Source organism: Paenibacillus sp. FSL K6-1558 (genome assembly GCF_038002565.1).
GTDB lineage: Bacteria > Bacillota > Bacilli > Paenibacillales > Paenibacillaceae > Paenibacillus > Paenibacillus polysaccharolyticus.
On the sequence record NZ_JBBOCV010000002.1, the window covers coordinates 1 to 25,318 of the forward strand.

The window sequence follows — 25,318 nt, forward strand, 5'->3', positions numbered from 1 at the left end:
AACCTCCAAATAATTTATAGTTATTTGGAGGTTTTTCTCTACACTTTTAAGTTATTTCTTGGATTAAACCTCGACAGCACATCCTTCTTTCGCTCCACAGAGACTTCGGTATAGATTTGTGTCGTGCTTACATTGGTATGTCCAAGAATCTCCTGTACCGATCGCAGATCTGCACCATTATTTAGCAAATGAGTAGCAAAACTGTGGCGAAGATAATGCGGAGTTGAATTTTTACTTACTTTTGACATATCTCTAAATTTCGAAAAAATGTCCTCTATAGAATATATGGAGAGCCTATGGCCATATTTATTAAGAAAAAGAGCGTCACTTTGAGGTTCGAAGTACTCACGAACTTGGAGCCAGCTCTTAATCTTTTGAATAACCTCTTCACTTGAAATATATAAGAGTCGCTCCTTACGCCCTTTCCCAAAGATGAGCACGGTTCTCTCTTCAAGATCAATATGCTCAATATCTATACTAACCAATTCACCAATACGAATCCCGATGACGTATAACAACTCAATAATTGCGGCATTTCGCAGGTTTATCCTCTTTCGAAAAATCGTGTGTAACTGTTTCATATGCTCTTGGGGGGCATTTAACAATTTCTCAATCTCATTGACGGAAAGTGTCTTGGGAATGCGCCTTGCCGTTTTGAATTTCTTCCCGTAACCGTCGATGGGTGATTCCTTAAGATTTCCGTTCTGCACGAGATAATTGAAAAATGCTTTAAAACATATGTATTTCCTCTTAATCGTAGAGTCTTTAAGCGTCTGTTCACTCGTTAATTGTTCAAGGTATTTGCGCAGATTATCTCTAGTTACTTCGTGTAATACATGTGAATCAAGCCAGATTACAAGTCTATTCAGATCAGATAAATATGCTCTGATGGATTTATGAGACAGATTGCGTTCTACACTCAAATAGATCTCATACTGTCGCAAATAATGGTTTAGATCAGTTGTGCTGAGTTTCATGATGCCTCCTGAAGTGCATGTCATATGCTGCCAATAGCCCGACCTACATTATTACGCATTAGACTTTATTTGTGAAGATGTCTATAGACACATTGAATACGTATGCATCAAAGAAGCCGGATTTCTCCGGCTCTAACACTGCACTTATCCTATTTTACACTCCAATTCACCCGTATAGCTTACATAAGCTTTCAGATCATATACCACATTGCTTAATACATACTGCCCCTGATTCACAAAAATTTCAATCAAGTTAGGTTCTACAAAAATGTTGAGTTCACAGTTCCCCTGAAGCTCCGGAGTCTGAAACTGAAGATCATATTGATCCAAGCCCCTAAACACCTCTGCCCGATCGGTATGCACTCTTCCGTCTTCCAGCCATATTCGATAACCGCCAATATCCAGAACCTGATGTTCCTGCAACGCAACTTTCAATTGAAATGGCTTGGCATAATTAATCTGCTCGACAGGGATAGGGGTCTTAAAATGAGTCTCCACCTCAGGATGCACTCGGAAATATATCTGTTCGCCCTCGACCTCGATGACTCGTGGCAAGGCCATCATGCCAATCCACGGCTTCTCACCCGGATTCTCCACAGGTAGCGGCATCCGCATCCAGGCTACCATGACTCGGCGCCCTGCTGCATCCAGATTCGTCTGAGGCGCATACAAGTCTCCACCAAAATCGACCATATTCAATTGATCCGGAATGACGATATCGCAGCTCTCTTCTTTGAACGAAACCAGACTGCACATCGCGTGACTTGTATACAACGGTTCGCTTTGAATCCCTTCCGGGGACATCAGCAGTACAGTCTGCTGGGCTCCACTCGAATGATCCAACAAACTGAAAATATCCGGGCACTCCCACATATACCCTAACCCTGACTTGGTGTAGCTGTTCACATACGTCCACTGGAGCAGATCCTCACTTGAATAAAACAAAAGCTTGCCCTGTCGATCTCTCGTCTTGGTGCCCAAAATCATATAATACCGATCCCGGGACTTCCACACTTTTGGATCACGTGTATGCGTGCGATCCCCCAGAACAGAATCGACGATCGGCGGTATGATCTGCTGCTTAGAGGTCAGGTTATCAAACGTATAGCCATCCTCCGAGATGATCACAGCCTGACTCGACTCGAATTGATCATCCACAATCACATGAATGTTCTCTTCATTGAGCACATCGTATTTGACAGCGGTATAAAATAAAAACATTTGGCCTTGCACTTCGAGTGCCGTTCCAGAGAAACAACCATTTTGGTCATACCCTTTGCTTGGATATAGGGCTATAGGATGGTGCGTCCATGTGACCAAATCCGGGCTGGTCGCATGACCCCAATGCATGGTGCCCCACTGCAGGCCATACGGAAAGTATTGATAGAATAAGTGGTACTCTCCTCGGTAATAGATAAACCCGTTCGGGTCATTCATCCAGTTGCCAGGTGCTTTTACATGTAATTGATCCTGTTTCATCACGGCCTCCATCAACGATTTAAATACATTGGAGTCTCCAACATAGTATGTAACGCCAACATTATTAACTTTTTCAACAACAGATGTTAGCGTATCCCACAATTCATATCTATTCAAGTCAAATCAAGTCAAGTCAAAAAAAGCCGCTGATCTCAGCGACTCCATTGTATCATTATTTATTTCTCTATAGTCTAAACCTGAGTAGTATAAAAGCTTCTCTTCAATCTGTTCTAGATTATCTTTCGGAAAAGGTTCATAACCTCATCCTTGGACGGTTGATACGGATTACCTGGTGCACAAGCATCTTTCATTGCATTACTTGCAAGCAACTCCACATCCGGGTTCTGTACCCCAAGTTCAGACAGCTTTTCAGGAATCCCCACTTCTTTGGCCAGGTTCCGAATCGCAGTAATGACGTATGCTGCACATTCCTCATCGGTGCGCTCCTTTACATCCATCCCGATCGCCTTGGCGATATGACGGAATTTGTCCGGCACATGTTTGGCATTCATCTCTTCAACATAAGGAAGCAACATCGCGTTGCACACACCATGTGGCAGATCATACACCCCGCCTAATTGATGTGCCATGGCATGAACATATCCGAGACCCGCATTGTTAAAAGCAATACCTCCCAGGAAACAGGCGTAAGTCATATACTCCCTTGCTTCCAGATCAGTCCCATCCTTCACTGCTCTTGGCAAATATTCAAAGATCAATTTGACCGCAGCAGCAGCCGTTGCACTTGTAACCGTAAATCCGCCTGGTGTAACCATCGCTTCAACCGCATGGGTTAACGCGTCCATACCCGTTGCAGCAGTCAGACTCGCAGGTTTACTCAGCATAAGTTCTGGATCATTTACCGACAGATCAACTAGACAGTTCCGGTCTACCATCACCATTTTCACTTTTCGCTCCTCATCTGTAATCACGTAGTTCATCGTTACCTCGCTTGATGTACCAGCTGTTGTATTCACAGCTACAAGCGGAACCGATTTGGTTCGGGATTGGTGCAGTCCTTCATATTGACGGATGTGTCCACCGTTTGCAGCAACGATTCCAATCGCTTTTGCAGCATCCTGCGGTGAACCTCCGCCTATCGATATAATGGCGTCACAGCCATGGTTCTGGAATACTTGTAACCCTTCATGCACTTGCTCGCATGTTGGATTGGGCTGTACCTCATCATATACGACATAGTCTAACCCTGCTTTCCGCAGCGTAGACAATACACGTTCGGCAATACCTGACGTAACCAGTTCCTGATCCGTAACGACCAGAGCCTTACGTATACCCATCTGTCCAATCATTGGAGCTGCATCCTGCAAACACCCTCTACCCATCAAATTCACGGGTGGGACATAATATGCATGCGTTGCCATCTGAACCAGCCTCCTGTAACCCTGATTTACTACCTTTATTGTAACTGAATCCGTTTCCAGCTATAGTGAAATAAATCACAATCAACTGATAAATGTTACATTGTCCCATGCAGCTAACCGGATTTTATAGTTTCTTTGATCATAAAAAAGACGACTTGGACACCCGCAGGGTCTAAGCCGTCATATCGTTTGATTACTTTTCCGATTACAATGCCTTGTCGTTTACACTATCAAGCCAAGCTTCAATCTCACCAATGACGGATGATACACAGCCGTCTTCAAATGGTGATTTTAAACCAGCAAGCTCCACCAGACCTGTGAAGGACAGGCTACCACCAGCTTTGCACAAAGTCAGATAATCAGCCCATGCTGATTTCATATCTTCATTACTGCGTTTCCAGAACTGGAACGCACAGATTTGTGCCAGCGTGTAGTCAATGTAATAGAATGGTGAAGAGAAAATATGACCTTGTTTATGCCAGAATCCGCCTTGCTCCAGATATGCGTTATCCTTGTAGTTGATATGCGGCAGATAAGTCTTCTCAATGTTACGCCAAGCCTGCTTGCGTTCTGCTGGTGTCGCATCCGGGTTCGCATAGACAAAATGCTGGAATTCATCCACAGATACACCATATGGAATAAACAACAGGGCTGAGGACAAATGATCGAACTTGTACTTGTCTGTATCTTCCTTGAAGAACAGCTCCATCCATGGCCAAGTGAAAAACTCCATACTCATGGAATGAATCTCTGCGGATTCAAATGTAGGCCAGTTATATTCCGGTACCGCGAAGTTGCGGCTTTCATACACCTGGAAAGCATGTCCAGCTTCATGGGTCAATACATCAATGTCACCCGACGTACCGTTGAAGTTGGAGAAAATGAACGGCACTTTGTAATCGTTCAGGAACGTGCAATATCCGCCACCCTGTTTGCCTTTTTTGCTTACCAGATCCATCAATTCGTTGTCAGTCATCATCTGGAAAAACACATCTGTTTCTGGTGAAAGTTCTGCGTACATGCGTTTCCCGTTCTCTACGATCCAGTCCGGATCACCTTTGGGTGTTGGGTTGCCCGTTTTGAAACTGAAGCCCTGATCGTAAAAATAAAGCGTATCGACATCAATCCGGCTACGCTGACGCTCTCTGAGCTTGGTCGCAACAGGTACGATGTAGTCGCGGACTTGCGCACGGAAATTAGCGACCATCTCCGCATTATAATCTGTACGGTTCATACGGTCATAACCAAGCTCCACATAGCTTGGATACCCCAGTTTTTTCGCAATCTGTGTACGTACCTTCACCAGTTCATCGTAAATGCGGTCAAATTCAGCTTCATGCTCCGCCATAAATGTATACCGGGCTTCTGAAGCACGTTCACGCATCGAGCGATCCGTAGACAGCTCAAACGGATGAAGCTGAGGCAGCGTGCGCTCTTCACCTTCGAATGGAATTTTGGCAGAAGCAATCAGCTGATTGTATTCTGTAGAAAGTTTATTTTCCTTCTGGAGGTCTTCAATGATCTCCGGGCTGAATGTTTTCAAAGCTTGCTCAGCGAGTTGAAACAGTTGGGGTCCCCACTTTTTCTCTAGTTCTGCACGGAACTTGGAGTTCACCAGCGCACGGTAAAAATCGGTAATGTATTCCTGAACAACAGGCTGACTATCATCCAGGAATTCATTCTCTGCCTTATAAAACTCATCATTGGTATCAATAGAATGACGGATATAGACCAGCTGTGCTTGCGTTTCAAAATCGTTACGCAAAGCATTGATCTTGTCCATGAATTCACTCTGCTCTTCCACTGTAGATGCCGCTTCGAATCCCTTCAGCAGTTCACCGAAAGAGGTCTTGATGTGTTCCAGATCGGGACGTGTATACGTGTATTCACTAAACTTCATTTATGTACACCCTTTCCTGTTTGGCAAATTTCGGGAAAAACCCGAGAAGCTATCCCTTATTATACAAAAGTGAAGCCTAAAAATCCCAACTTTACGAAAAATATTTGTCCATCGGTCAAATGCTTTTACAAAAATATCAAATAAGCCCGCCTCGCATCCGCGAAGCAAGCTTATAGGCTTGTCTTTTTTTCAATTGTTCCTATGGATGGTTCCACAATTAATGTTTGTCTTCGTCAACAATCTTATAGAACCAGCCCATTCCAATCATACCCACAACCATAATCGCAGCTAGAATAATAATATAAGTCATGAATGTACCTCCCTTGCCCGTATATTCATCTCTATCTTAGTGTACACGCGGAATGGCCGTTTGAATTAACCGAACATTGACAAAAATACGAAATCTTTAATTTTAATCAACGATAAACATCACTTTTAGTTCACTTTTTTAATCCAGCGCCATAGTAATCTCACCATTTACCCCGTTTTATACATCTTGTTCGCATCTCCCGTCGTTCCGTTGTATACTATACTTCTGGATTGGATAGATATGGACATTACCACACTAGACCTACGCAGAAAGGCAGGCTTCACATGTCAACTCGCATTTCTATACGTCAAATATCGCTTTCTATTATGTTTGCCCTCATGCTTATCATGTTGTCCGCCTGTGCAGATGGAGAAGCCCATGTAACCGTGAATACAGATGGAACGGCCGATCTGGATCTGAATCTAAGTGTGTCGGACTCGGCCCTTGGCAAAATTGGACAAGACAATCTAATGCCCTTGCTAGCTGAAGCGTTGGAACGGAATAATTTTAAGACAGAAGTGACCAAACAGGCGGACCAGAACGTGTTGAAAGCAACGACTCATTATGAAAAAAGCAACATGACCGGATTCGATTCCTCGAAGCTACCGCCAGGAATTCATATCGAACAATCCAAGACACCAGGCTTTTTCACATCCCAATTGCATATCCTTGCCGAAGCTGACCTTATGGAATCCATGCCCGATGGGGATATTAAAGATAGGATCAATAGCGTTCCGGGTTTTCTCAAACGGCTTTTGTTAAAAGATGTGAATTTTGACTTCAAACTCTCTCTGCCGATTAAAGCCCAGAATTCTAATGCTGACCAGGTAGAAGATGGCGGTAAAACGCTAATCTGGAACGTTTCTCCTTTGCAAAAGAATAAGCTGGATTTGACAGTACAGATTCCGAATATTCGGAATATCCTGTTAGTTGCCATCGCAGGCCTTGTGTTGGTCCTGGCCTTGCTCATCTGGTTCTTCATACGGCGCAGACGGACAAGACGACGGCGAAATTCGATTGCGGATCTAAAAAATTCATGACCCCTTCCGGGCAATGAGATTTGTGACTTGCCAAACGGTGTTATGGATAGTAGAATACATCCGTACTGTGAGAACGGTTAACGATGATTAAGCAAAAACTAAAGAGGTGAACAAGTTTTATGAATATCCGGGAATGCGCCCTGCCTGGTATCGGGGTGAAGTACCAGTTCCATACAAAAGGTGGTAATCAGTTAGTCATCATCAAACACGAAGACGGACGCCGTGAGTTATTTTCGGTGAATCCGAAGGATGAGGAAGAGCTCACACTGATTGCAGAATTGGAAGATGATGAATGTGTAACGCTCTCGGGATTAATCGGAGGATGGTCCTGAGTACGAGCTTCCTAGCAGTTTAGTAACTTCAACACACTTAAGCGCACAAAAAAACCTGTACTCCATTGGAGTTACAGGTTTTTTGAGTTAATCATTCCAATTCCCCCGGTGGGATTGAATATAAGGTACCCATGTGTTCAGCACTCGGATAATTTCTGCAGAGTGAAAAGGTTTGCTTATGAAGTCTTGCATTCCGCATTGCAAACAAGCTTCCCGGTCTCGCTCCCCTGCAAAGGCTGTTATCGCAGCGATCACAGGGATTTCCGGATGCATTTTTCTAATCTCACAAGTCGCTTCAATCCCATCCATCACAGGCATTTGGATATCCATGAAAATCAGATCATAAGGGGTAGTTGCAAGCAAATGTATAGCTTGTTCTCCATTTTCCACGACATCGCACACCCCGCCAAATTTGCGAAGCATCTCCTCCAGAAGATGGCTATTCAATACCTGATCCTCAGCGATTAATATCCGAATGCCTTTTGCGAGACGGTTGCGTTCCGGCAGTTCTACCTTGACAGCAACATTACCTTCTTCGGACATCATTTCTTCTCTCCACTTGTGCAGCACAATTGTAAACTGGAATTCCGCTCCCTGCCCAATCTCACTTTGAACTCCAATGGCTCCGCCCATCAGCTCAACTAATTTCTTGCTAATGGCAAGTCCCAACCCCGTTCCTCCAAATTTCCGATTGATCGCTGGGTCCAACTGGGAGAAGGATTGAAATAATTGATGCTGTTTATCAAATGCAATACCAATGCCTGTATCTTTGACTTTAAAAGAAAGCATCAGCTGATCTGGACCATATGCTTGGGAAGAATCCATCTCCGCGACGATCGTGACGCTTCCTTTTTCAGTAAATTTAACAGCATTACCCACCAAATTAATCAGAATTTGACGAATTCTTGTCTCATCTCCGCATACACGTTCCGGAATGTGATCCGATATTTCACTGTACAGCTCAATATTCTTCTCAGAGGCTTTAATGGAGAACAGCTCTATTACACTGCCTAACATGTCCCGAATATCTACTGGCCCCTGTTCCAGATCCATTTTGCCTGCTTCGATTTTACTGAAATCCAGTATTTCATTCAAAATATAGAGTAGCGACTCCCCGCTATCAATCATGATCTCGGCAAATCCCTGTTGCTCCTCATTCAGCTCCGTTTCCATCAAAAGATGTGCCATTCCCATAATCCCGTTTAGCGGTGTACGAAGCTCGTGGCTCATAATGGCAAGAAACTCGGATTTTGCACGATCCGCATGCTCTGCTGCTTCCTTGGCACGAATGATTTCTTTTACCGAAGTCATATCACGGAAGACCAGCACAGCACCACGTGTTTTCCCTTGATCCATAATCGGCTTCAGTTGGAACTCTGCAAGAAAACTCGATCCGTCCTGACGCCAAAATACGGATTCTGTACGAGGCAAGGCCCTACCTTCACGCACAGCCCGCAAAATAGGTGTGGCGTTCGTCGGATATGGAATGCCCTCGCTCTGCATCTGTATCATCATTTTTTCCAAAGGTTTACCGTTCATCTCACTCGGACAGATATTCATCATCTCCGCCGCTGCAGGATTGGCAAAATTCACGTTTCCATCCAGATCCAGCCCAATCACACCTTCGGACATTCCATTCAAGATCAGTGCTCTTTCATAACTTAAATTTTCAATCTCTTCGACGTAACGTTTGGCTGCTGTAACATCACTCGTAATGCCATAGACACCAACCACTTTATCTTCTAATAAAATAGGAACGTTGATTACACTTGTCTCGATTCGTTGTCCATCCTTATGAATCAGACCAATCTCATAACGCTGCGCTACACCCTTGACCGATTCTTCAAAATGATAACGCGTCTTCTCCAAGTCGACCGGATCAATCAGATGATCAAAAGGTCGGCTTAACAGTTCTTCTTTGCTATGCCCTGTTAATTGCTCCTGCCCAACATTCGCTTTCAGCAAGTTCCCGTCCAGATCCAGAGATGCCACACCAAGCGGATTACAATCAAACAACGACTTGTACTCCTGCAAATTCAATTGTTGCTGTTTGCTTTCTGTAATATCACGTGTGACTGCAACCATCTCTTGCAAATTTCCCGACTCGTCACAAACATAATGAGTCAGCGTATCCGCCCATACAAGGGAACCATCTTTGTGCACTAGACGATAACTAATCCGCTCCGGAGTGAGCCCGATCATCTGACGGCGGATATAAGCCTTTACAGCCGGGATATCGTCCTGATGAATACAGAACATTCCTGAGCGTCCGATCATTTCTTCAGGCTCGTAACCGAGCATTTTTCTGCTGGCATGTGATACATATTTGAACGTGCGCTCGGCATCCGCTTCGTGAATTGCAATCAGATCCATGGATGATTCAGCCAGGATGCGCGAAATACGACTACTTTCTTCCAGTTGTTGACGCTGATTAAGAAGCGTTTTTTCCGCCTCTTTTTGCTTCGTAATGTCTGCAGCTTGTACTAGTAAATATAATGGCTCTCCGCTTACCTCGTCCCGGACAATGCAAGCTCTGATTGTTGCCCACAGCAACGTGCCGTTTTTTCGTTTCAGGCGCACCTCTGTTTCATACATCGGCTGTTCACCGTTGGTCATTTCCCAGAAATTACGGCGAAACTCTTCGTACCTGAGGTCCTCTTCATAAATCATATGTACAACGGAAGTATGCAACAGTTCTTCCTCCGTTGATCCAAGCATCTCGCAAAAAGCTGGATTTAACTGCACCCATAGTCCATTAACATGAGAAGCGACAGCAATGCCGATTGGCGCGTGTGTGTATAATTGTTCGAACAGAGACCGGCTCTGTGTGATGGAGTTCGACACTACGTATCCTCCCTTACCGAGAATGTAAATGTTATTCGTATGAACAGATCGACCTGAACATAACTATATCTTATAGAGTAGTACCCCAAATACCACGATAGTTAAACGAAACAAAAGTAAAAAAACATGGCAACAATCGACACGTTAAGATCTTCAGCTTTTCAGCACACCCAGGTCATGAAAGAACGGAGGTTATTGCCCCATGATTATTGTTGCGAATCAACCGATTCAACTGTCGCCATCCGAATGGTCTGCATTTGAATGGTACTGGTTACAGCAGCTACAAAACCGCCCCATTAGGTATGTGTATCAATCCATGGAACATCTCCATTTTGAATGGAGCTTAAGAGAATCCCTTGTTGATGCAGCCGAAGGGTTGAACCGAAGCGGTGTCAGCTTTGCCTCATTCGAAGACTCCAGGTGTAACCCTGCCTTTTGGAATCGAAATGCACGGGGTGGATTCGAGCTAAGGCCAGATGTAACACCTGCAGAAGGCATCCGAGATATATGGAGAAACGGACGCTTATATGCGTTCGAGTGTGCAACCGCTACCGTTATTGTACTCTATGGAGGCGTACTTGGAAGCATCCGTGAGGATGCCTTTAATTCATTATTCCGTAATCTGTTGCTATTTGACTGGCATTACGACAGTGATCTGCGTTTGACAGAAAAGAATGGCAAGGAACTCGCACTACCTGGAGATGTGCTTTATTTCAAAAATCCAGACGTGTCACCCAAAACCCCTGAATGGCAAGGTGAAAACACCATTATGTTGAGGGAAAACTGGTACTACGGACATGGTATTGGCATTGCAAACGGTCAGGAAATTATTCGAACCTTAAATCATTTTCGTTTTCCCGGCAGCATGACCTCGGCCTATTTAATGGATATGGTCATATATCCAGACTTCCTTTATTTATCCCGCTATGCCAAAAATGCCACCGGCAACAACCCGGACATAACCACACCCGTATTACCTGGACAAATGTATGTTCGAGTGGGCGGCAGTCGCTATTTGCGTACTTGAATGTCCGATCATGAGATCAGTTACGCGTCATTAATAGAATAACCCATACATTGCAAAAAGCCCAATCACAAGCAGCCATGGCGCTGACTTGATATTGGGCTCCTTGCAATATGTTATCAGTTCGGTGGATCAAGCTGAACCACAACTTGCTTGCCGCTAACCTGAACTCCTGTCGTTTTAGTGCCGTGTTCTTTCAACGCTTTGCACAGTTCTTCTGCCCAGACTTTGCCTGACTCTCCCTCTTTGGCTCCATGCACTTGGATGACCAATTTCACGGAGTCACCTTTTTTCAGAATACGCTCTGCTTGTGACTGCTTCACATCCCGGTCATGATCCTCCATTTGCAGATGCAGGCGAATTTCCTTTACTTTGCGTTTATCCGGAGATTTGCCTGCCTTTTTCTTCGCCTGTTGTGCTTCTTCACGGGCAGCGCCCGCACCAATCAGTTTACACGGAGGTGGGCTGGTTATCAGGGACAAACACACCAAGTCTACCTTATGCTGTTTGGCCAGTGCCAGTGCTTCCCGTGTTGACATGACGCCCAGGTCTTCTCCATTCAGACCAGTAAGTTGCACTTCGTGAGCTTTGATCTTTTCATTTTTAATGATCTGAGCCATGCATCTTCCTCCTTGACATGAAAAGCCTGTCCTGATCACTGAAGATCAGAGCAGGCTTAAATATTAGACTACATTTCGTGTGCTGTTATAAACGTTACCTACATTGCATACGTTGCGTTAAGATTAACAACCTGTCATTACGATGACTTTTTCTCGTAATATCGTGGCGTGTCCCCCGAATTACAACGAGTTAAATGCTTCTGTCAGAACAGGTACGATCTGCGATTTGCGAGATACAACACCTTTGAGCAATGCTTTGTGGTCTGTCAGCGTTACATTGTATGCTTTTTCAACCGCTTGAGTAGATGTACCATAAGCCAGTCCAACGGAGTCATTGTTCAAGATATCCGTCACAACAAACAAGAACAGGTCAAGTCCTTTGCTGGAGATAATCGCTTCAATCGCCGCTTCAAGCTCTGGCTGTTTTACCAGCACATCATTAACGTCAACCGCATTCACTTGGGCGATTTCCACTTTCGCTGTACCCATAGCGAATTCTTTCGCATCCAGAGAGATCAGCTCAGCAATTGTTTTCTGACTCAAGTCTGCTCCAGCTTTCAGCATGTCCAGACCATAGCTATCTGCATCTACACCGGCAATAGCAGCCAGCTCACGTGCTGCAGCTACGTCTTGCTCTGTGCAAGTTGGAGATTTGAACAACAAGGAATCCGAGATAATCGCGGACAACATCAGACCTGCGATCGGCGCACTGATTTCAATGCCGTTCTCTTTGTACATTTTGTTCAAAATCGTTGCAGTACACCCTACAGGCTCCGCACGGAAATACAAAGGCTGACTTGTCTCAAAATTGGCAATACGGTGATGGTCAATGACTTCAACAACGGTTACATCTTCAATATCGCTTACACTTTGCTGACGCTCATTGTGATCCACCAGAATGACTTTATTCACTTCGTTAGCCGCTGTTTTGATCATACGAGGTGCTTCAACTTTGAATTGATCCAGTGCGAACTGCGTTTCGCCATTCACTTCGCCCAGGCGCACGGCTTCAACTTCCTGTCCCAATTTGCTTTTCAGGTCTGCATACGCGATTGCTGAGCAGATCGTGTCTGTATCCGGGTTTTTGTGGCCGAAAATTAGTACTTTTTCCATATTCATAGCCCTCCGTCAATTCGAGTTTAAGTTAATCTTATCCTTATTTGAATCATACCTTACTGATTATAGCGCTTATACGTCTTAATTCCAATCCCTTTACAGCGAATTAATGAGAGATTACACAAAGGCCAGTTTCGCAAGTGGAGAACGCCGGGAATCAAGAAGAAGCTATTGGCTTATTATCATCAACAGGTATCCACGTCTTTTCTAATTTGCAGGTGTATTCGCTACATTTGTAATCAGATGTCCGTCCAGCTTGTCACCTTTACACAGGGCTTGCACGAGCTCCCGGCCTGATTCCGGAGTCATTTTACCGTACCAGTCGCCTTGCGGATACACAATCGTTACACATCCATCATCACAGCGGCCATTACATTTGGTACGTGTTGTATGAATGAATCCTCCCGCCTGTTGTTTCGCAATTTCGTCCCGCACCGCCTGAGTGACTTCTTCCCCCTCATTACGCATGCATGTTCCGCCGTTACAGAGTAAAATATGGTGTTGCAGTTGATCCAGATTATAGATAGCCAAACTCGCTTCATTCCTCTCACATCAATAGGATATGTATCTTGTTATGATTGCACAGTATAACATTACAACTCTATAAATTAGCACATCTATCCAGGTTTGTGCAACGATAACGATAAACTACAGCTCAGGATCAAACGTCTTCAATCCTTTTTTCACAAAGAATGTCTGCAAACGACCTGCCTCGTTAATCTCCAGCAAATTTAATTGTGCCCCGTAAGCACATCCACCGTCTATACCGATTTTGTCTCCGCGCGGGTCCATCCAGATTCCAGGCTCATCCTGCAAATATTGCACAGGCGTATGTCCAAACACAACAATGTCCTGAAGTGCTGTAGGTTTGCTATAAAAAGGTTCGCGAATCCAGATAAAATCCCGTTCGGACTGGTTTCTCCAGTCGGGTACATCCGGGTTAATGCCCGCGTGTACGAAAATGTATCCTGGAATTTCATACGACAACGGAAGCTCGTCCAGAAAATGCAGATGATGCTCATAATGAGAGCGCATCCATTGTTTGTCCTGGGCATACGCCTGCCAGTCCATCTGATCACCATCATACGAAACGGGTAGATAACTCGCGAGCGTCTGTAATCCACCATTGCGAATCCAGTGTAAATCGTACTCTTCGACATCATGGGTCAGAGCCTTCACCATCATGGCATCATGATTTCCCTTGAGAATAACGATTTGGTTCTCTTGTCTTAGCTTCATAATCTGCTCAATGACCTGTTTGCTTTTAGGGCCTCGATCTACATAATCCCCCAGCAAAATCAACTCATCCTGCGACGGGTCATAATGAACCTGCTCCAGCAGTGCATTGAATTCATCATAACAACCGTGAATGTCACTGATGACACATCTGCGCAAGTGAATCTCCTCTCTTTCCGGTTGAGCCCAAAATGCAAACCGGAACCCTGTCTGCCTGCTGCAACAACAACTGCAGCCAAGTCAGCAAGGTTCCCGTCTTATCCAAACTTATATTCCAGGTCCTATAGGTATAATCCTGCTTTAGTTCTGATTCAGACCGAAAGCTTCTGCAATCAGACGGAAAGAACGTAGACGTGCTTCGAACGAATGGATGGCAGACGCAATAATCACTTCATCGGCTTCGTGACGTTCAGCCATCGCAATAATTTTGTCCTTCACCTGATCCGGCGTGCCAATGATGGAGAATGAGCGGCGCTGACGAATCTGTTCGAGCTCCATCGCTGTATATGGGTAGTTATTCACTGTTTCAAGAGAAGGGAAGGACTTCTGTTCCAGTCCGCGTCCAAGTCGCAGGAAAAATAACTCATTGCTGCGAGCCAGTTCAGCGGCTTCTTCTTCTGTATCCGCACAGAAAGCGGAGACCGCAATCATGGAGTGAGGTTTGTCGCCTAGAATGGACGGTTTGAAGTGGCGACGATAATGTTTCATCGCTTCCTCTCCGCCTGGTGTTCCAAAGAACTGGGCAAATGCATAGGCAGTCCCTTGCGCCGCGGCAATCCTTGCTCCTTCCGAGCTGGACCCCAAGAGCCATACTTCGGGTACCGTTGGAACGGAAGGTCCGGCTACAAGGGAAGCAAAACGATGATCTTCAGGCAACTGCTCGTGGAAGTAACCACCAAGATCCGCAATCTGTTGCGGAAAAAACTGTACATTCGATGATTTGCCCTCGTTCAATGCCCTACTGGCAATAGGCATACCTCCTGGTGCACGCCCAATGCCAAGGTCGATACGTCCGGGGTGCAAAGCTTCAAGCAAACGGAAGTTTTCCGCCACTTTATACGCGCTGTAATGCGGCAGCATAACGCCTCCTGATCCTACTCGAATACGCTCCGTATGGGCAGCCACATGGCCAATCATGATTTCCGGGCTTGAAAAGGACATCGCACCTCCGCCGTGATGCTCGGACATCCAAAATCGGGAATAACCTAGTTGTTCGGCATGTTGTGCTAACGTTACAGCTTCCTGCAAGGCATCATGTACATGGCGACCCTCACTAATGTGTCCATGCTCCAGTACACTCAATTTCATATATATTCATTCCTCTCGTCAGTGAAGTGATAGAATAAAGGTGCTTTTCCTTCTTGCTTACTTGTCCATTGTAACATTAAAAATTACAGTTTCAAACTTTACATTACTTTACTCTTCATTTTCCCCATGACATATCGAAAAGAAAATAAAAAAACACAGCCAGTTTTTAGCTGGCTGCGTTATAGGACATTATCTCGGCCTATCTTACTTGTCTACCTTATTTGTCTAGCCTGTTTATTCACCTTACTAATATGACACTGCACTATTCAACTCATTTAAATTAAGGTGCTCGTTTAGGTAATAACTTCACGTACTCATCAGACAGCTTCATCAAGCTGAGCACATGTTCGTAATCGGAACGGTACGGTTCCAGATTCGTGACTGGCTCATAGGTTTTGAGCGAGTATGCCGTTCCATCGTCAAAGCCTGCACCAGGAATAAACATGATGTCATTATTCACAAATGAACCTGTTGGCAAGTAATAACGAATACCGAATGCATTGTGATCCATATTGAGCAAATCATGCCCAAACGCTGTGAACTTCTCTTGCTTCAGCGATACGCCCATCAGATTCATAACGGTAGGCAGAATATCCAGTTGACCACCCGGCTGCTCAATCACTTGCCCTTTCGTTTGTTTCGGCGTATGAATCATCAGCGGAATATTGAATCGGCTTACTTTTCCATCGTAAGGGATATTCAAGTTTTCCTGAATCTGCTGTGTAATCTCTGGTTCCTCCGGTAGTCCAAAGTGATCGCCATAGAGCACAAGCGTTGTATTATCCCATAAACCGTTGGCCTTCAATTCGTCAATCAGTTGACCTACTGCGTAGTCTGTATAATTGATCGCTTGCAGGTAATCATGTAACAGTTTGTTTGTAATCGTCGCCGGAATTTCAATACGTGCGCGATCGGCTGGAACAGTAAACGGCGAATGGCTTGACGCTGTGATGAACTGAGCATAGAACGGCTGTTTGGCAGCCTGATGCGCAGTCATTTTTTCCACACCCACCCGATACAATTCTTCGTCCGATGGCCCAAAATCGTTGAATTTATCATTCGTAAAGCTCGGTTTATCGAAGTATCTTGTGAAACCCAGGGCGGGGTACATCTTGTTGCGGTTCCAAAAAGTTACGTCATTGACGTGGTATGTCTCAGACTCATATCCTTCTTTCGCCAGCAGTTTGGGCAGGCTTGGAAGGTCACGGTCACTATACCCGGCTGACATCGGTACAACTCCTGTAGGATAAATGGACGTATTCGACATAAACTCCGCATCCGATGTATTTCCTTGACCGATCTGTTGGAAGAAATGAGAGAAATAATAGCTTTCTTTTGCAAGATTATTTAAGACTGGCGTTAATTCTTGACCATTTAGCGAAGCGTTAATCGGAAAATTTTGAAAGGATTCCAATTGAAGCACAATCAAGTTACTGCCTTTTGCTTGACCAAAATATTTGGCCTTCACTAATGCACCGTTATCCGTTTTGTTCTGGTAGGGATATTTGCTCACCAATGCATTAATCTTGGCAATCGTTTCGTTAATATTGCCATTGGCAATGGCTTCATTTTCCTTGCTCGTCAGAATTGCCGAGGACACCTGATAGTTCAGAAAACCGAGATTTTCAGCCCGTACCAGCTCGTTATCAATCGTTTCCCCCTTGACGATAAAGCTGCCAGACAAAACGATGCAGAACGCCGCTGTAAGTGCAACACCCAGTTTGCCCCAGTAACGGCTGCGATTTTTGCCAAATGTCAGGCTACTCTCCTGGTAACTGCTACGATAAGCCCCTCTGCTACGTCTGCGTCTGATCAACCAGAACGGTATAGCCAGAATAATATCGGCAAAAAACATAAAGTGTTGCGGCCGAACCAGCGGCCCGATACTTCCTCTGACCTGAGCAACCTGCCCCAGTTCACTTAACGCGGTGTACGTAGGAACCGAACTGAAGTGTGCATTATATAGCGTGGCTGCAAACAAAATCAGGGAGAACAAAACATTAAACGCCCCGTATACCGTGCGCTTCCAGCTCAGCGGTACAATTAAATCCAGCACGCATACAATGGTAAGCGCAGCGAGAGCATCGGTGAACAGCCCCACGCCCGACAACCCATTGAAGAAGAAATAACGCAGAAGCGATAACTTCAGCAGCATTAAAATAAACAAGACGGCAAATAAGGTCCGTGATGTTGACTGCTTGCTTTTATTCGTCGATGTAAACATGGTCGTTTTCAACCCTTATCTGAAATTTTACGTTCATTTTACAAAACGCATATTTCAGTATAACAGTTTTCGTGTCACTGTTCCATTGAGGTTATGCTATATAAGTAGAACTAAAATGATTTACACGGGCACTCCAAAGACAGAATAACCTTTCAATCGCTATTATCGCCAGATTTTTCTGATCCCTCTTTTCAACTTATAAAGACGTCCACACTGGTTCAGATGTGTTTTATTGAAGGACGAGGATGGACTCAGGCAATCGTGGATATATCCTCGTTCTTCATGCTTTGATGGTTGCGTGATGCTCGAATGACTGCCTGCGCTGCTGCAACTCGAGCCCATGGAATCTGATCGGGTCTGCAACATACAGCCACTAACTTGATATCATGGATAAACGAAATGGACGCTGCATCTAGTATATGTTCACCGGTTATGAATGTTTTCAGATGTGGTTTGCGAATTCGCCCTTGCGTAGCTGTCATCTCCACTAAACGGCCTACCCCTTCTATATCAAAGGTATGAGAAGAACTACATTCCCTCTGGAAAGTCTCCTCGTCCACTAGCTCTCGCCCAGTTGTTTCCTCACGAGTGTTGCCGTATATAGATTGTGTCAGAGTATCTGCATCAAACGAGATAAAGTCTGCATAACGCGCGATTTGTGCTGCTTTCCTTGCAGAGTTTTGTGAGGTAACTGCAGCCCCTACCTTATAAATACAGTGGCGTCGCTCTTCACCAAGCACCTGATCCGCTACATGATCCACCAATGCTCTCATTTTTTGAATTTCTTGTACATGCTCCACATGCGGAATCATGATTTCGGGACGAACCCATAGCCCTTTACGGATACTCTTGACCGCTGCCTTGAAAATAGCCTCCAATTGCATTTCATGAATCCGGGATAAAATCAGTGCCGAAGCATTACTATCCTTATCCAGCACATTTACATCCTGGAACAACTCTTGCAGCGGAAAATCAAATAATTGAATGTTCACCGGTCGTCCGTCCATCACTTCAAAAAGACATTCCATATCTGACTGCTGCATCGGCAGCAATCGTTCCAACCCACACCTGCGATCTGCTTCCGTATCCGCCAAGAGCATCTTCTGCATATAAGGCTTTCTGGACGGAGACAACAACATAGTCTCGGTTACACATAACCCGATTCCCTCTGCATCCCATGCTCGCGCATGTCCAGCCTCTGATACATGTTCCACCTTGGCGAGAATGGATAACTCTTTTATGTCATCAGCCCATTCCAGCAAAACTTTCAGTTCGGGCAGCTCCTGCTGCATACACGCTGTTACATCTTCTGATCTCATTTGGAGGAGAGCTTCCTCTTTTGAAACCAGCCCCTCATCCACGAAATGGACTGCGTTTCTGATCGTAGCCAAAGAACTTAATCTCGCTGGTTGCACATGTTGTATGCATACCGAATCCGACTTCACCACGTAGGAGAGTTCTAGTACTATTCCTGTGCGTCTCTCGAGCTCCATACTGATCATCTCTAGATCTGTATAACGCTTTGAATTATTTCTTTTTAAGTAAGAGAGCGCATGCACCATTCCAGACTTGCTTCTTGACGGCAGATAATCTCCTATCATGCCTTGTTCCCCCGTTGCCGGATTACGGGTGTAGACTTTCCCTGAACCTATATAATCGACATCTTTACCTTGTACCATGGCCTGTATAAGTACAGCTGACCCGCTTGTTGCTCCGTTTGCTGTTCCTTTTATTGCTTCTTCCTTTGTTTGATCCTCAAGGAGACCAGCTCTATGATTCATCTTGTTAGCAGAAGAGAACACCGCTCGAACGGCTGCTTGAAGTTGAGAAAATACATCCTGTGGAAAAGGACTTCCACTGACCCCCTGAATCAAATCCTTCCATTCTTTAATCAATGATTCAAGCTCCGCTTCTCCTGAAAAATAAGGCTCTGAATCTGAAGGCTTCGCTAGTGTCATCTTATAAGGAATACCATAAATTATCTGCCCGTACTGCTGAAGTAAGGCGAGATAACATTGAAGCGCACAAAAACGATTGCCTGTCTGGTGAGCGAGATGTTTGGCGGTTTCATCATTCAGACCTACGTAAGATATAGCGTATTCTTCTGATACCGAAGAAGAACCAGCCTCATCTGATCGCACATCAAACAGAAGCGGATGGTTCGGTCCTCCAAAAGATGTACCCGTTTGTTGCTCCAGATGTCGGATGGCTCTAACCAGCTCTTCCATGATTTCATCGGAAAGTTGACCAAGACGGGTACAATATGCGCGACAGCCATCCGTCGTAACGACCATTCCCGCTGGAACAGACCATCCTGCTTGCATCAGTTCTGCGAGGGGTACCCCCATACCATGCGTCAGTCCTTCCAAGTCTGCACCTCTTTCTCCCAACAGCATTACCCGTTTAGTCATTGCAACTCTCCCATCTGCCGTCCATGGCTGTGATTAATTAGCAGCGTCGTTAGGCCTTAAAACAGCGCTGCCTTCACTCTAATGTTATGTTGCAGGAGCGTCTTCAAAGACTACAGGTTCAACATTTTGTGAACGTTATTCTGTTTTTTTGTTAAATTTGATTCCGTACAAAGCAAAAACTCCCTCAGCATGAGCTGAAGGAGCGCTTATTTAGTACTCGTTTACTTCAAATGTCAGAATTCGATCAAACAGAATATAGTCTTTTCGGCTTATAAATGGGCCTTTATTATTATTATGCTTATCAATGGCATATGAAGCTCGACCGCTGCCAGACTGCTTCGTTTCATACCAATTGATGTAATCATTTACTTCTTTCATACTTAGATCAAATTCTTTTTCCAAACCTGTAGTCATCGTAACCACAAGAATTGCACGGTTACTTGAAGGTTGCTCTGGTTCCGGCTGCTCCGTTGATGGTGGCTCTTCGGGAGTAGGTTCAACTTCGCCAGTGCTTTCAATAGATGCTGAAGCTTCGTTTGAACTTACACTTTCTCCAACAGGATTAACAGCTGTTACCACATAATAATATGTGGTAACTGGAGTAATATCTGCATCAGTATAGCTGCCTTGATTAACACCTGTAGCAACAGTTGTATAAGGTCCATTCATTGTCACTGACCTTTTAATTGTGTAACTTGTTGCCTTTTCTACCTCATTCCAAGTTAATCCAATTGATGATCCGTCTGGAGTTGCAAGGAGATTTAAAGGTTGGCTTGGAGGAGTAATGTTATACATTTGGAATTCTGAAACATTTACGGTTCGTGAATTAGAGTAGTTGAACAAGTTAACTTTTGCTATCCCTGTATAAGTTTTGGGAAGATAAATCAATCTTCCATCAGCCTGATTCGCTTTTACTGTAAACCAGTATGTTGGTAAAATTGCCTTTCCACTGGAATCAAACAATCCAACGTAAATGTCAAAATCTGCTTTTACACGGATTGCATTTGCTTTAACTGTTCCATTAAAAATAGCAACTGCGTGGTCTAAAGCGGTTGAAGGTGTGTTCCACTTTTCTATAATTGCGCTCGTAGATTCATTATTATCCGTCAAAGCATTCGTAGATTTTGGCCCTTTTTCTTCGGTATCACTAAGCGTCATTACCATTCGATCCATTAATCCACCACTGTAATCTACCGCAGCATATGCATTCGAATGAAGTGCAATTCCAATTACAAAAATAAAAGCTCCTAGCATGCAACTTACCTTTTTCAACAATTTTGTCTTCACATGAATCCTCCTAAAGTTATGTATAGGATTCACTTTAAATCAAGCCATTTTCTCTGTCTAAACATAAACTTGCACATCTATAAATTTAAGCAAAATTTTTGTATTTTATTTTTTTATTGGAAGTTTGCTAGTTTTAATGTTACCTCACACTAAATAAAGTAAAGAGAATAAATTCTCTTTACTTTATCACCTTTCAGCTATTAAATAACATCTTTCTAAGTAAAATTCACTTTTATTTTTTCATTTTATATACCCTTTATATTCATTGATTCGAGATTGTTTCTCTCTAGTATACTACCCTATAAACCGCAAGATATCGTCGATTTTATTCCCATGAGAGATCACACCGTAGTTCATCCACGTCAAAAAGTCTACCTCATAAACATTACCACTCTTCACGGCAGGAAGCTGCCTCCATTCCGTTCTATCCAGCAGTTGCCGTTCCTCTCCGAAACTTAAAGAGTCACGAGTATCAAAGGTAATCAGTAGATGATCAGCCCAAAGCTGACTTAATTGCTCTAATCCAATGTCGACTCTCCGCTCATGTTGTGTCCACTGTGTCACATATTCATGAGGGTTGAGACCGAGATCCCGATAGATGACTGGGCCTACATAACCAGATTGATCACCGTAAAGTGTAATTCCCGAAGCCGAAACACGGAGAAAAGCAACCGATTCTTTGCGCATACGTCCTTGCAGATGTTTTTTGGCCTCCATGGCTTTATCTTCATATGACTCAATAACGTCCTGGACTCTATTGTTTCTGCCAAGCACGTCTGCCGCCGATTTCAAAATGGCACGCCAATCTTCACCCTCTTGATGTACATAATACACGGGCGCCACCTGCTCGAATCGATCCAGGTTCCATGTTTTATATCCCATGTCCAGCATGATGAACTCTGGTATATGCTCCGCCTGAAACTTGGCATCCCGCTGACTGACGTCAAATTCGGGCACATCATCCAGCTGTAAATAACGTTGTTTGCCCCAGGCTCTGTGCGAACCTTGCAATATCGGCTTTACTCCGAGCGCCAACAGGAAATCCTCCAAGTAAGGAGCAAACACACGCACCTCCTGGCGGTGATGACGACGGTACACGCCTGGTGAGACACCCGAGTATTGCTTGAAGCGGCGACTAAAATAATACTCATTGTTAAATCCCACATGACTCGCAATATCATGCAGACGATCATCCGTTATCTGTAACAGCTGTTTGGATCGCTCCAGTCGAACACGGTTCACATAATCAAGAGGAAGCTGGCCTGTCAATCTCTTGAAATGCCGCGTATAACTTGTTCTGGACAGACCGGCTCGGGAAGCTAGCTCGTCCACTGTGAGTATCTGATTATAATGCGATTCAATGTATTGAACGGATTGCTGGAGGGAGGTCCGATCATGATTCGGTTGAAGCTCTGGATCATTTTGACGAATGACATCTCGGAACCACTGTTGGAACTGGATTTGTACATCCCACACGTCATGCACAACTGTAACATGTTGCTGGCGATATAACTGTTCTATACACTCCACACAAGCACTCCAAGGGGTATATGTAAACTCAATTACGGATATTATGTTGTCAGTAACCAAACTTATTTCACGGTTAATAGCCTGCTTCTCCAGATTGTTTTGGATCGGCATTAACTTACCCGAACAGCTGTCTTCGAACATTGAATTCATATCCATTTTATAAAACGTCAAGGCCTCTTCTTCTCCAACATCAGCTGTTACAGAGAAAGAAACATCTGCACGCACCAAACATATGGAACCCGGTTCCAGCTTTGTTTGGCCCTCAGAATACGTTAGAACGCCTCTTCCTTGCACCACAATAATAAAAGAATGAGCTTCCGTTTGCTGAACTGAATATGTTGAGCTTGTTTCCAATGTATAATCTACGTATTGTATCCGTTGTAAGAAGCAGAGCCATGGCTTGGTCATGATGTGCTGTATTGAAACGTACATTGTGCATCCATCTTCCTTATATGAGAATTGTTATCAATTAGAATTAGTGTAAACGAAAAAAGAAAGCTCTTCAACCCACGCTGAAGAACTTTCTCTATTCAATTCACAAGTTATGGCGTCATCTTTTCCAACAAATCATCAATCTTCATGGAATTTGCAATGACTGCTCCGGACTGCCACTGAGACCTTTCCATCATGTAGACATGTTTATTTTTAACTGCCGGAAGCGACTGCCACAGTTTTCCGTCCAACATGTGGATGGCCTCCTGATTTTCTGCGGAATCCCAGGTTCCGTTCGAAGGAAACACGATAATGTGATCGGCATCCAGACTCGGAATCGCCTCTTCGGACAGAATCTCTTGGTACTCTTTCATATCTCGTGCAAGTGGATGTGGAGTGAGTCCAAGATCAGAGTAAACAAATCCGGTATACCGATTTTTGACCCCGAATAACGCCAATCCTTTGTCTGCTACGTTTAACCTCACAACCGCAACCGTCTCATTTCCGATGGTTTGTTGTAATTTTGCTTTCGCATCTGCAATTTTTTGTTTGAATTGCTTTTCAAATGCTACCCCTTTTTCTGGCTGCCCTACAATATCGGCAATGGTCGTCAATACCTGATTGGAGTCCTGAAGAACACTCTCCGGCAGACGGTAGGTTGGGGCTACTTTGCTATATTGTTCGTATTGTGTTGCATCTACCCCACCGTCCACAATGATCAGATCCGGGTTGTATTGCAAAAGTGCCTCGATGCTGCCTGTTGTATCAAACTTTGGCGCATCTAACTTCAAATAATCCTGTACTCCCCAAGTGGGATGATACCACTGTACAACCGGTGTAATATCCAGCGCCTTGAGATAGTCCTCGACATAGATACCCGCAATCCGCTGTGGATGGACAGGGATCGTTACTTCTCCAAACTCGTCCTTCACAACACGTGTCTCGTTGTTTGGAGCCTCCGTTTCTACAGAGGTACTATTCTTGGCTTCTCCCTGTTGTGCTGACGTTTCCGTATTTGCGCTACAACCGGATATCACCATTGCAGTGAGCAATAACAACATCAACCACCCTTGAATTACTTTGCTTAGCCTTACCATCATGCATTTCCCCCTATGTGTAATCTGTAGATGTCATCATGAGAACAGAATACTTTAATCTATAATGATAATCATTCTCATAAAACTCTGTAGGTGAATTGTACATGATGTAGCTGTGTCGTCACAATACACATTTGAAGACTCTTTTTTATACAAACGAAGCATTCTTGATAAAAAATAACCCCTGCAAACGAATGCAGGGGCTGTTTATCTACACGTGTTTTAATTAAGACTCTCTTCCTGATGTCTTGTAATCATCTCAAGAAGCTCTTCCTCACTATTTAAGTGTACTGAACCGGTATATTCGCAATCGAAATAAGGCGCGAGATTTACGGCAATATCCTCCCATGTGTCTCCTTCGTGCTGTAGAAGTATTTGATTTATTTTATTAGTAATCAATTCAAAATCTAGCCGACTAACGATAAAACACTTCGCACCCGTTATAATATCTGAGCTCTCTTTAAGTTCTCTTTCCAGCGCTTTTGGGGTTATTATTCCAAAGTCAAAATTATACGCACCTGTGTCATCTTCAGTTCCGATGCAAGCGGTACCTGACAGATAAAAGTCATCTCCAATATCTTCTGTTTCTGTGAACTCTAATTTGCCATGGATATTGGGGTTTCCTGTAATGACAATATCTTTTAGTACGGGTTGGATCATATTAGTGCACCTCTTACATCAAAAAATAATCTGCTAGTTTATTAGAAATGATAATTTGTATTCGTTACCTAAAATCTAGTACTTATGCCTTTATTCACCTTATCCATTA

General features: G+C 44.2%; 19 protein-coding genes. 3 read left to right on the plus strand and 16 right to left on the minus strand.

The features are described 5' to 3' along the window. Positions 1-38: 38 nt before the first annotated feature. From MHI38_RS27660 to MHI38_RS27675, 4 genes are all read right to left on the minus strand, one after another. Entirely contained in the window at positions 39-977 is a 939-nt protein-coding gene (locus MHI38_RS27660) for a tyrosine-type recombinase/integrase (protein WP_339838427.1), read from the minus strand. A 144-nt stretch (positions 978-1,121) separates the two neighbouring features. Beyond that, complete coding sequence (locus tag MHI38_RS27665) at positions 1,122-2,573, minus strand: glycoside hydrolase family 32 protein (protein ID WP_341181959.1); 1,452 nt, start codon at positions 2,571-2,573, stop codon at positions 1,122-1,124. Positions 2,574-2,686: 113 nt separating this feature from the next. After that, entirely contained in the window at positions 2,687-3,838 is a 1,152-nt protein-coding gene (locus MHI38_RS27670) for an iron-containing alcohol dehydrogenase (RefSeq protein WP_339838422.1), read from the minus strand. A 205-nt stretch (positions 3,839-4,043) separates the two neighbouring features. After that, positions 4,044-5,738 carry a M3 family oligoendopeptidase gene (locus MHI38_RS27675; RefSeq protein ID WP_253494997.1) on the minus strand — a complete coding sequence of 565 codons (1,695 nt, stop codon included), beginning with the start codon at positions 5,736-5,738 and terminating at the stop codon, positions 4,044-4,046. 594 nt (positions 5,739-6,332) lie between these two features. Here MHI38_RS27675 and MHI38_RS27680 point away from each other — a divergent pair. Together MHI38_RS27680 and MHI38_RS27685 are read left to right on the plus strand one after the other, a co-directional pair. After that, positions 6,333-7,088 carry a hypothetical protein gene (locus MHI38_RS27680; RefSeq protein WP_154958806.1) on the plus strand — a complete coding sequence of 252 codons (756 nt, stop codon included), beginning with the start codon at positions 6,333-6,335 and terminating at the stop codon, positions 7,086-7,088. Between the two features lie 119 nt (positions 7,089-7,207). Continuing rightward, positions 7,208-7,420 carry a hypothetical protein gene (locus tag MHI38_RS27685; RefSeq protein WP_253495001.1) on the plus strand — a complete coding sequence of 71 codons (213 nt, stop codon included), beginning with the start codon at positions 7,208-7,210 and terminating at the stop codon, positions 7,418-7,420. 87 nt (positions 7,421-7,507) lie between these two features. Here the strand turns inward: MHI38_RS27685 and MHI38_RS27690 are convergent, their stop codons facing one another. Continuing rightward, a complete protein-coding gene (locus MHI38_RS27690; protein ID WP_308721919.1) occupies positions 7,508-10,264 on the minus strand; it encodes a PAS domain-containing hybrid sensor histidine kinase/response regulator in 2,757 nt (918 codons plus the stop codon). A gap of 202 nt (positions 10,265-10,466) precedes the next feature. Here MHI38_RS27690 and MHI38_RS27695 point away from each other — a divergent pair, with 202 nt between their 5' ends. After that, entirely contained in the window at positions 10,467-11,291 is an 825-nt protein-coding gene (locus MHI38_RS27695; RefSeq protein WP_090920700.1) for a protein-glutamine gamma-glutamyltransferase, read from the plus strand. Positions 11,292-11,407: 116 nt separating this feature from the next. Here MHI38_RS27695 and infC read toward each other — a convergent pair whose 3' ends face one another. From infC to MHI38_RS27750, 11 genes are all read right to left on the minus strand, one after another. Then, the gene (gene infC, locus MHI38_RS27700) at positions 11,408-11,899 is read right to left on the minus strand and encodes a translation initiation factor IF-3 (protein WP_341182001.1); all 492 of its coding nucleotides are present in this window, start codon (positions 11,897-11,899) and stop codon (positions 11,408-11,410) included. A gap of 189 nt (positions 11,900-12,088) precedes the next feature. Next, a complete protein-coding gene (locus tag MHI38_RS27705; RefSeq protein ID WP_308721920.1) occupies positions 12,089-13,021 on the minus strand; it encodes a manganese-dependent inorganic pyrophosphatase in 933 nt (310 codons plus the stop codon). Positions 13,022-13,231: 210 nt separating this feature from the next. Further along, entirely contained in the window at positions 13,232-13,555 is a 324-nt protein-coding gene (locus MHI38_RS27710) for a (2Fe-2S) ferredoxin domain-containing protein (RefSeq protein WP_154886199.1), read from the minus strand. 117 nt (positions 13,556-13,672) lie between these two features. Next, the gene (locus MHI38_RS27715) at positions 13,673-14,419 is read right to left on the minus strand and encodes a metallophosphoesterase family protein (RefSeq protein WP_308721921.1); all 747 of its coding nucleotides are present in this window, start codon (positions 14,417-14,419) and stop codon (positions 13,673-13,675) included. A gap of 141 nt (positions 14,420-14,560) precedes the next feature. Further along, complete coding sequence (locus MHI38_RS27720; RefSeq protein ID WP_308721922.1) at positions 14,561-15,568, minus strand: LLM class flavin-dependent oxidoreductase; 1,008 nt, start codon at positions 15,566-15,568, stop codon at positions 14,561-14,563. A gap of 280 nt (positions 15,569-15,848) precedes the next feature. Then, entirely contained in the window at positions 15,849-17,792 is a 1,944-nt protein-coding gene (locus MHI38_RS27725) for an LTA synthase family protein (RefSeq protein WP_154886202.1), read from the minus strand. 251 nt (positions 17,793-18,043) lie between these two features. After that, positions 18,044-20,203, minus strand: coding sequence for a putative PEP-binding protein (locus tag MHI38_RS27730; protein ID WP_341181960.1), 2,160 nt, complete (start codon positions 20,201-20,203; stop codon positions 18,044-18,046). A gap of 210 nt (positions 20,204-20,413) precedes the next feature. Next, positions 20,414-21,490, minus strand: a complete 1,077-nt coding sequence (locus MHI38_RS27735) for a fibronectin type III domain-containing protein (protein ID WP_154886204.1) — start codon at positions 21,488-21,490, stop codon at positions 20,414-20,416. A gap of 294 nt (positions 21,491-21,784) precedes the next feature. Continuing rightward, positions 21,785-23,428, minus strand: a complete 1,644-nt coding sequence (locus MHI38_RS27740; protein ID WP_341181961.1) for an AraC family transcriptional regulator — start codon at positions 23,426-23,428, stop codon at positions 21,785-21,787. 134 nt (positions 23,429-23,562) lie between these two features. Beyond that, complete coding sequence (locus MHI38_RS27745) at positions 23,563-24,549, minus strand: ABC transporter substrate-binding protein (RefSeq protein WP_090920731.1); 987 nt, start codon at positions 24,547-24,549, stop codon at positions 23,563-23,565. 222 nt (positions 24,550-24,771) lie between these two features. Next, positions 24,772-25,209, minus strand: coding sequence for an Imm8 family immunity protein (locus tag MHI38_RS27750; RefSeq protein ID WP_154886207.1), 438 nt, complete (start codon positions 25,207-25,209; stop codon positions 24,772-24,774). Between the last annotated feature and the right edge of the window lie 109 nt (positions 25,210-25,318).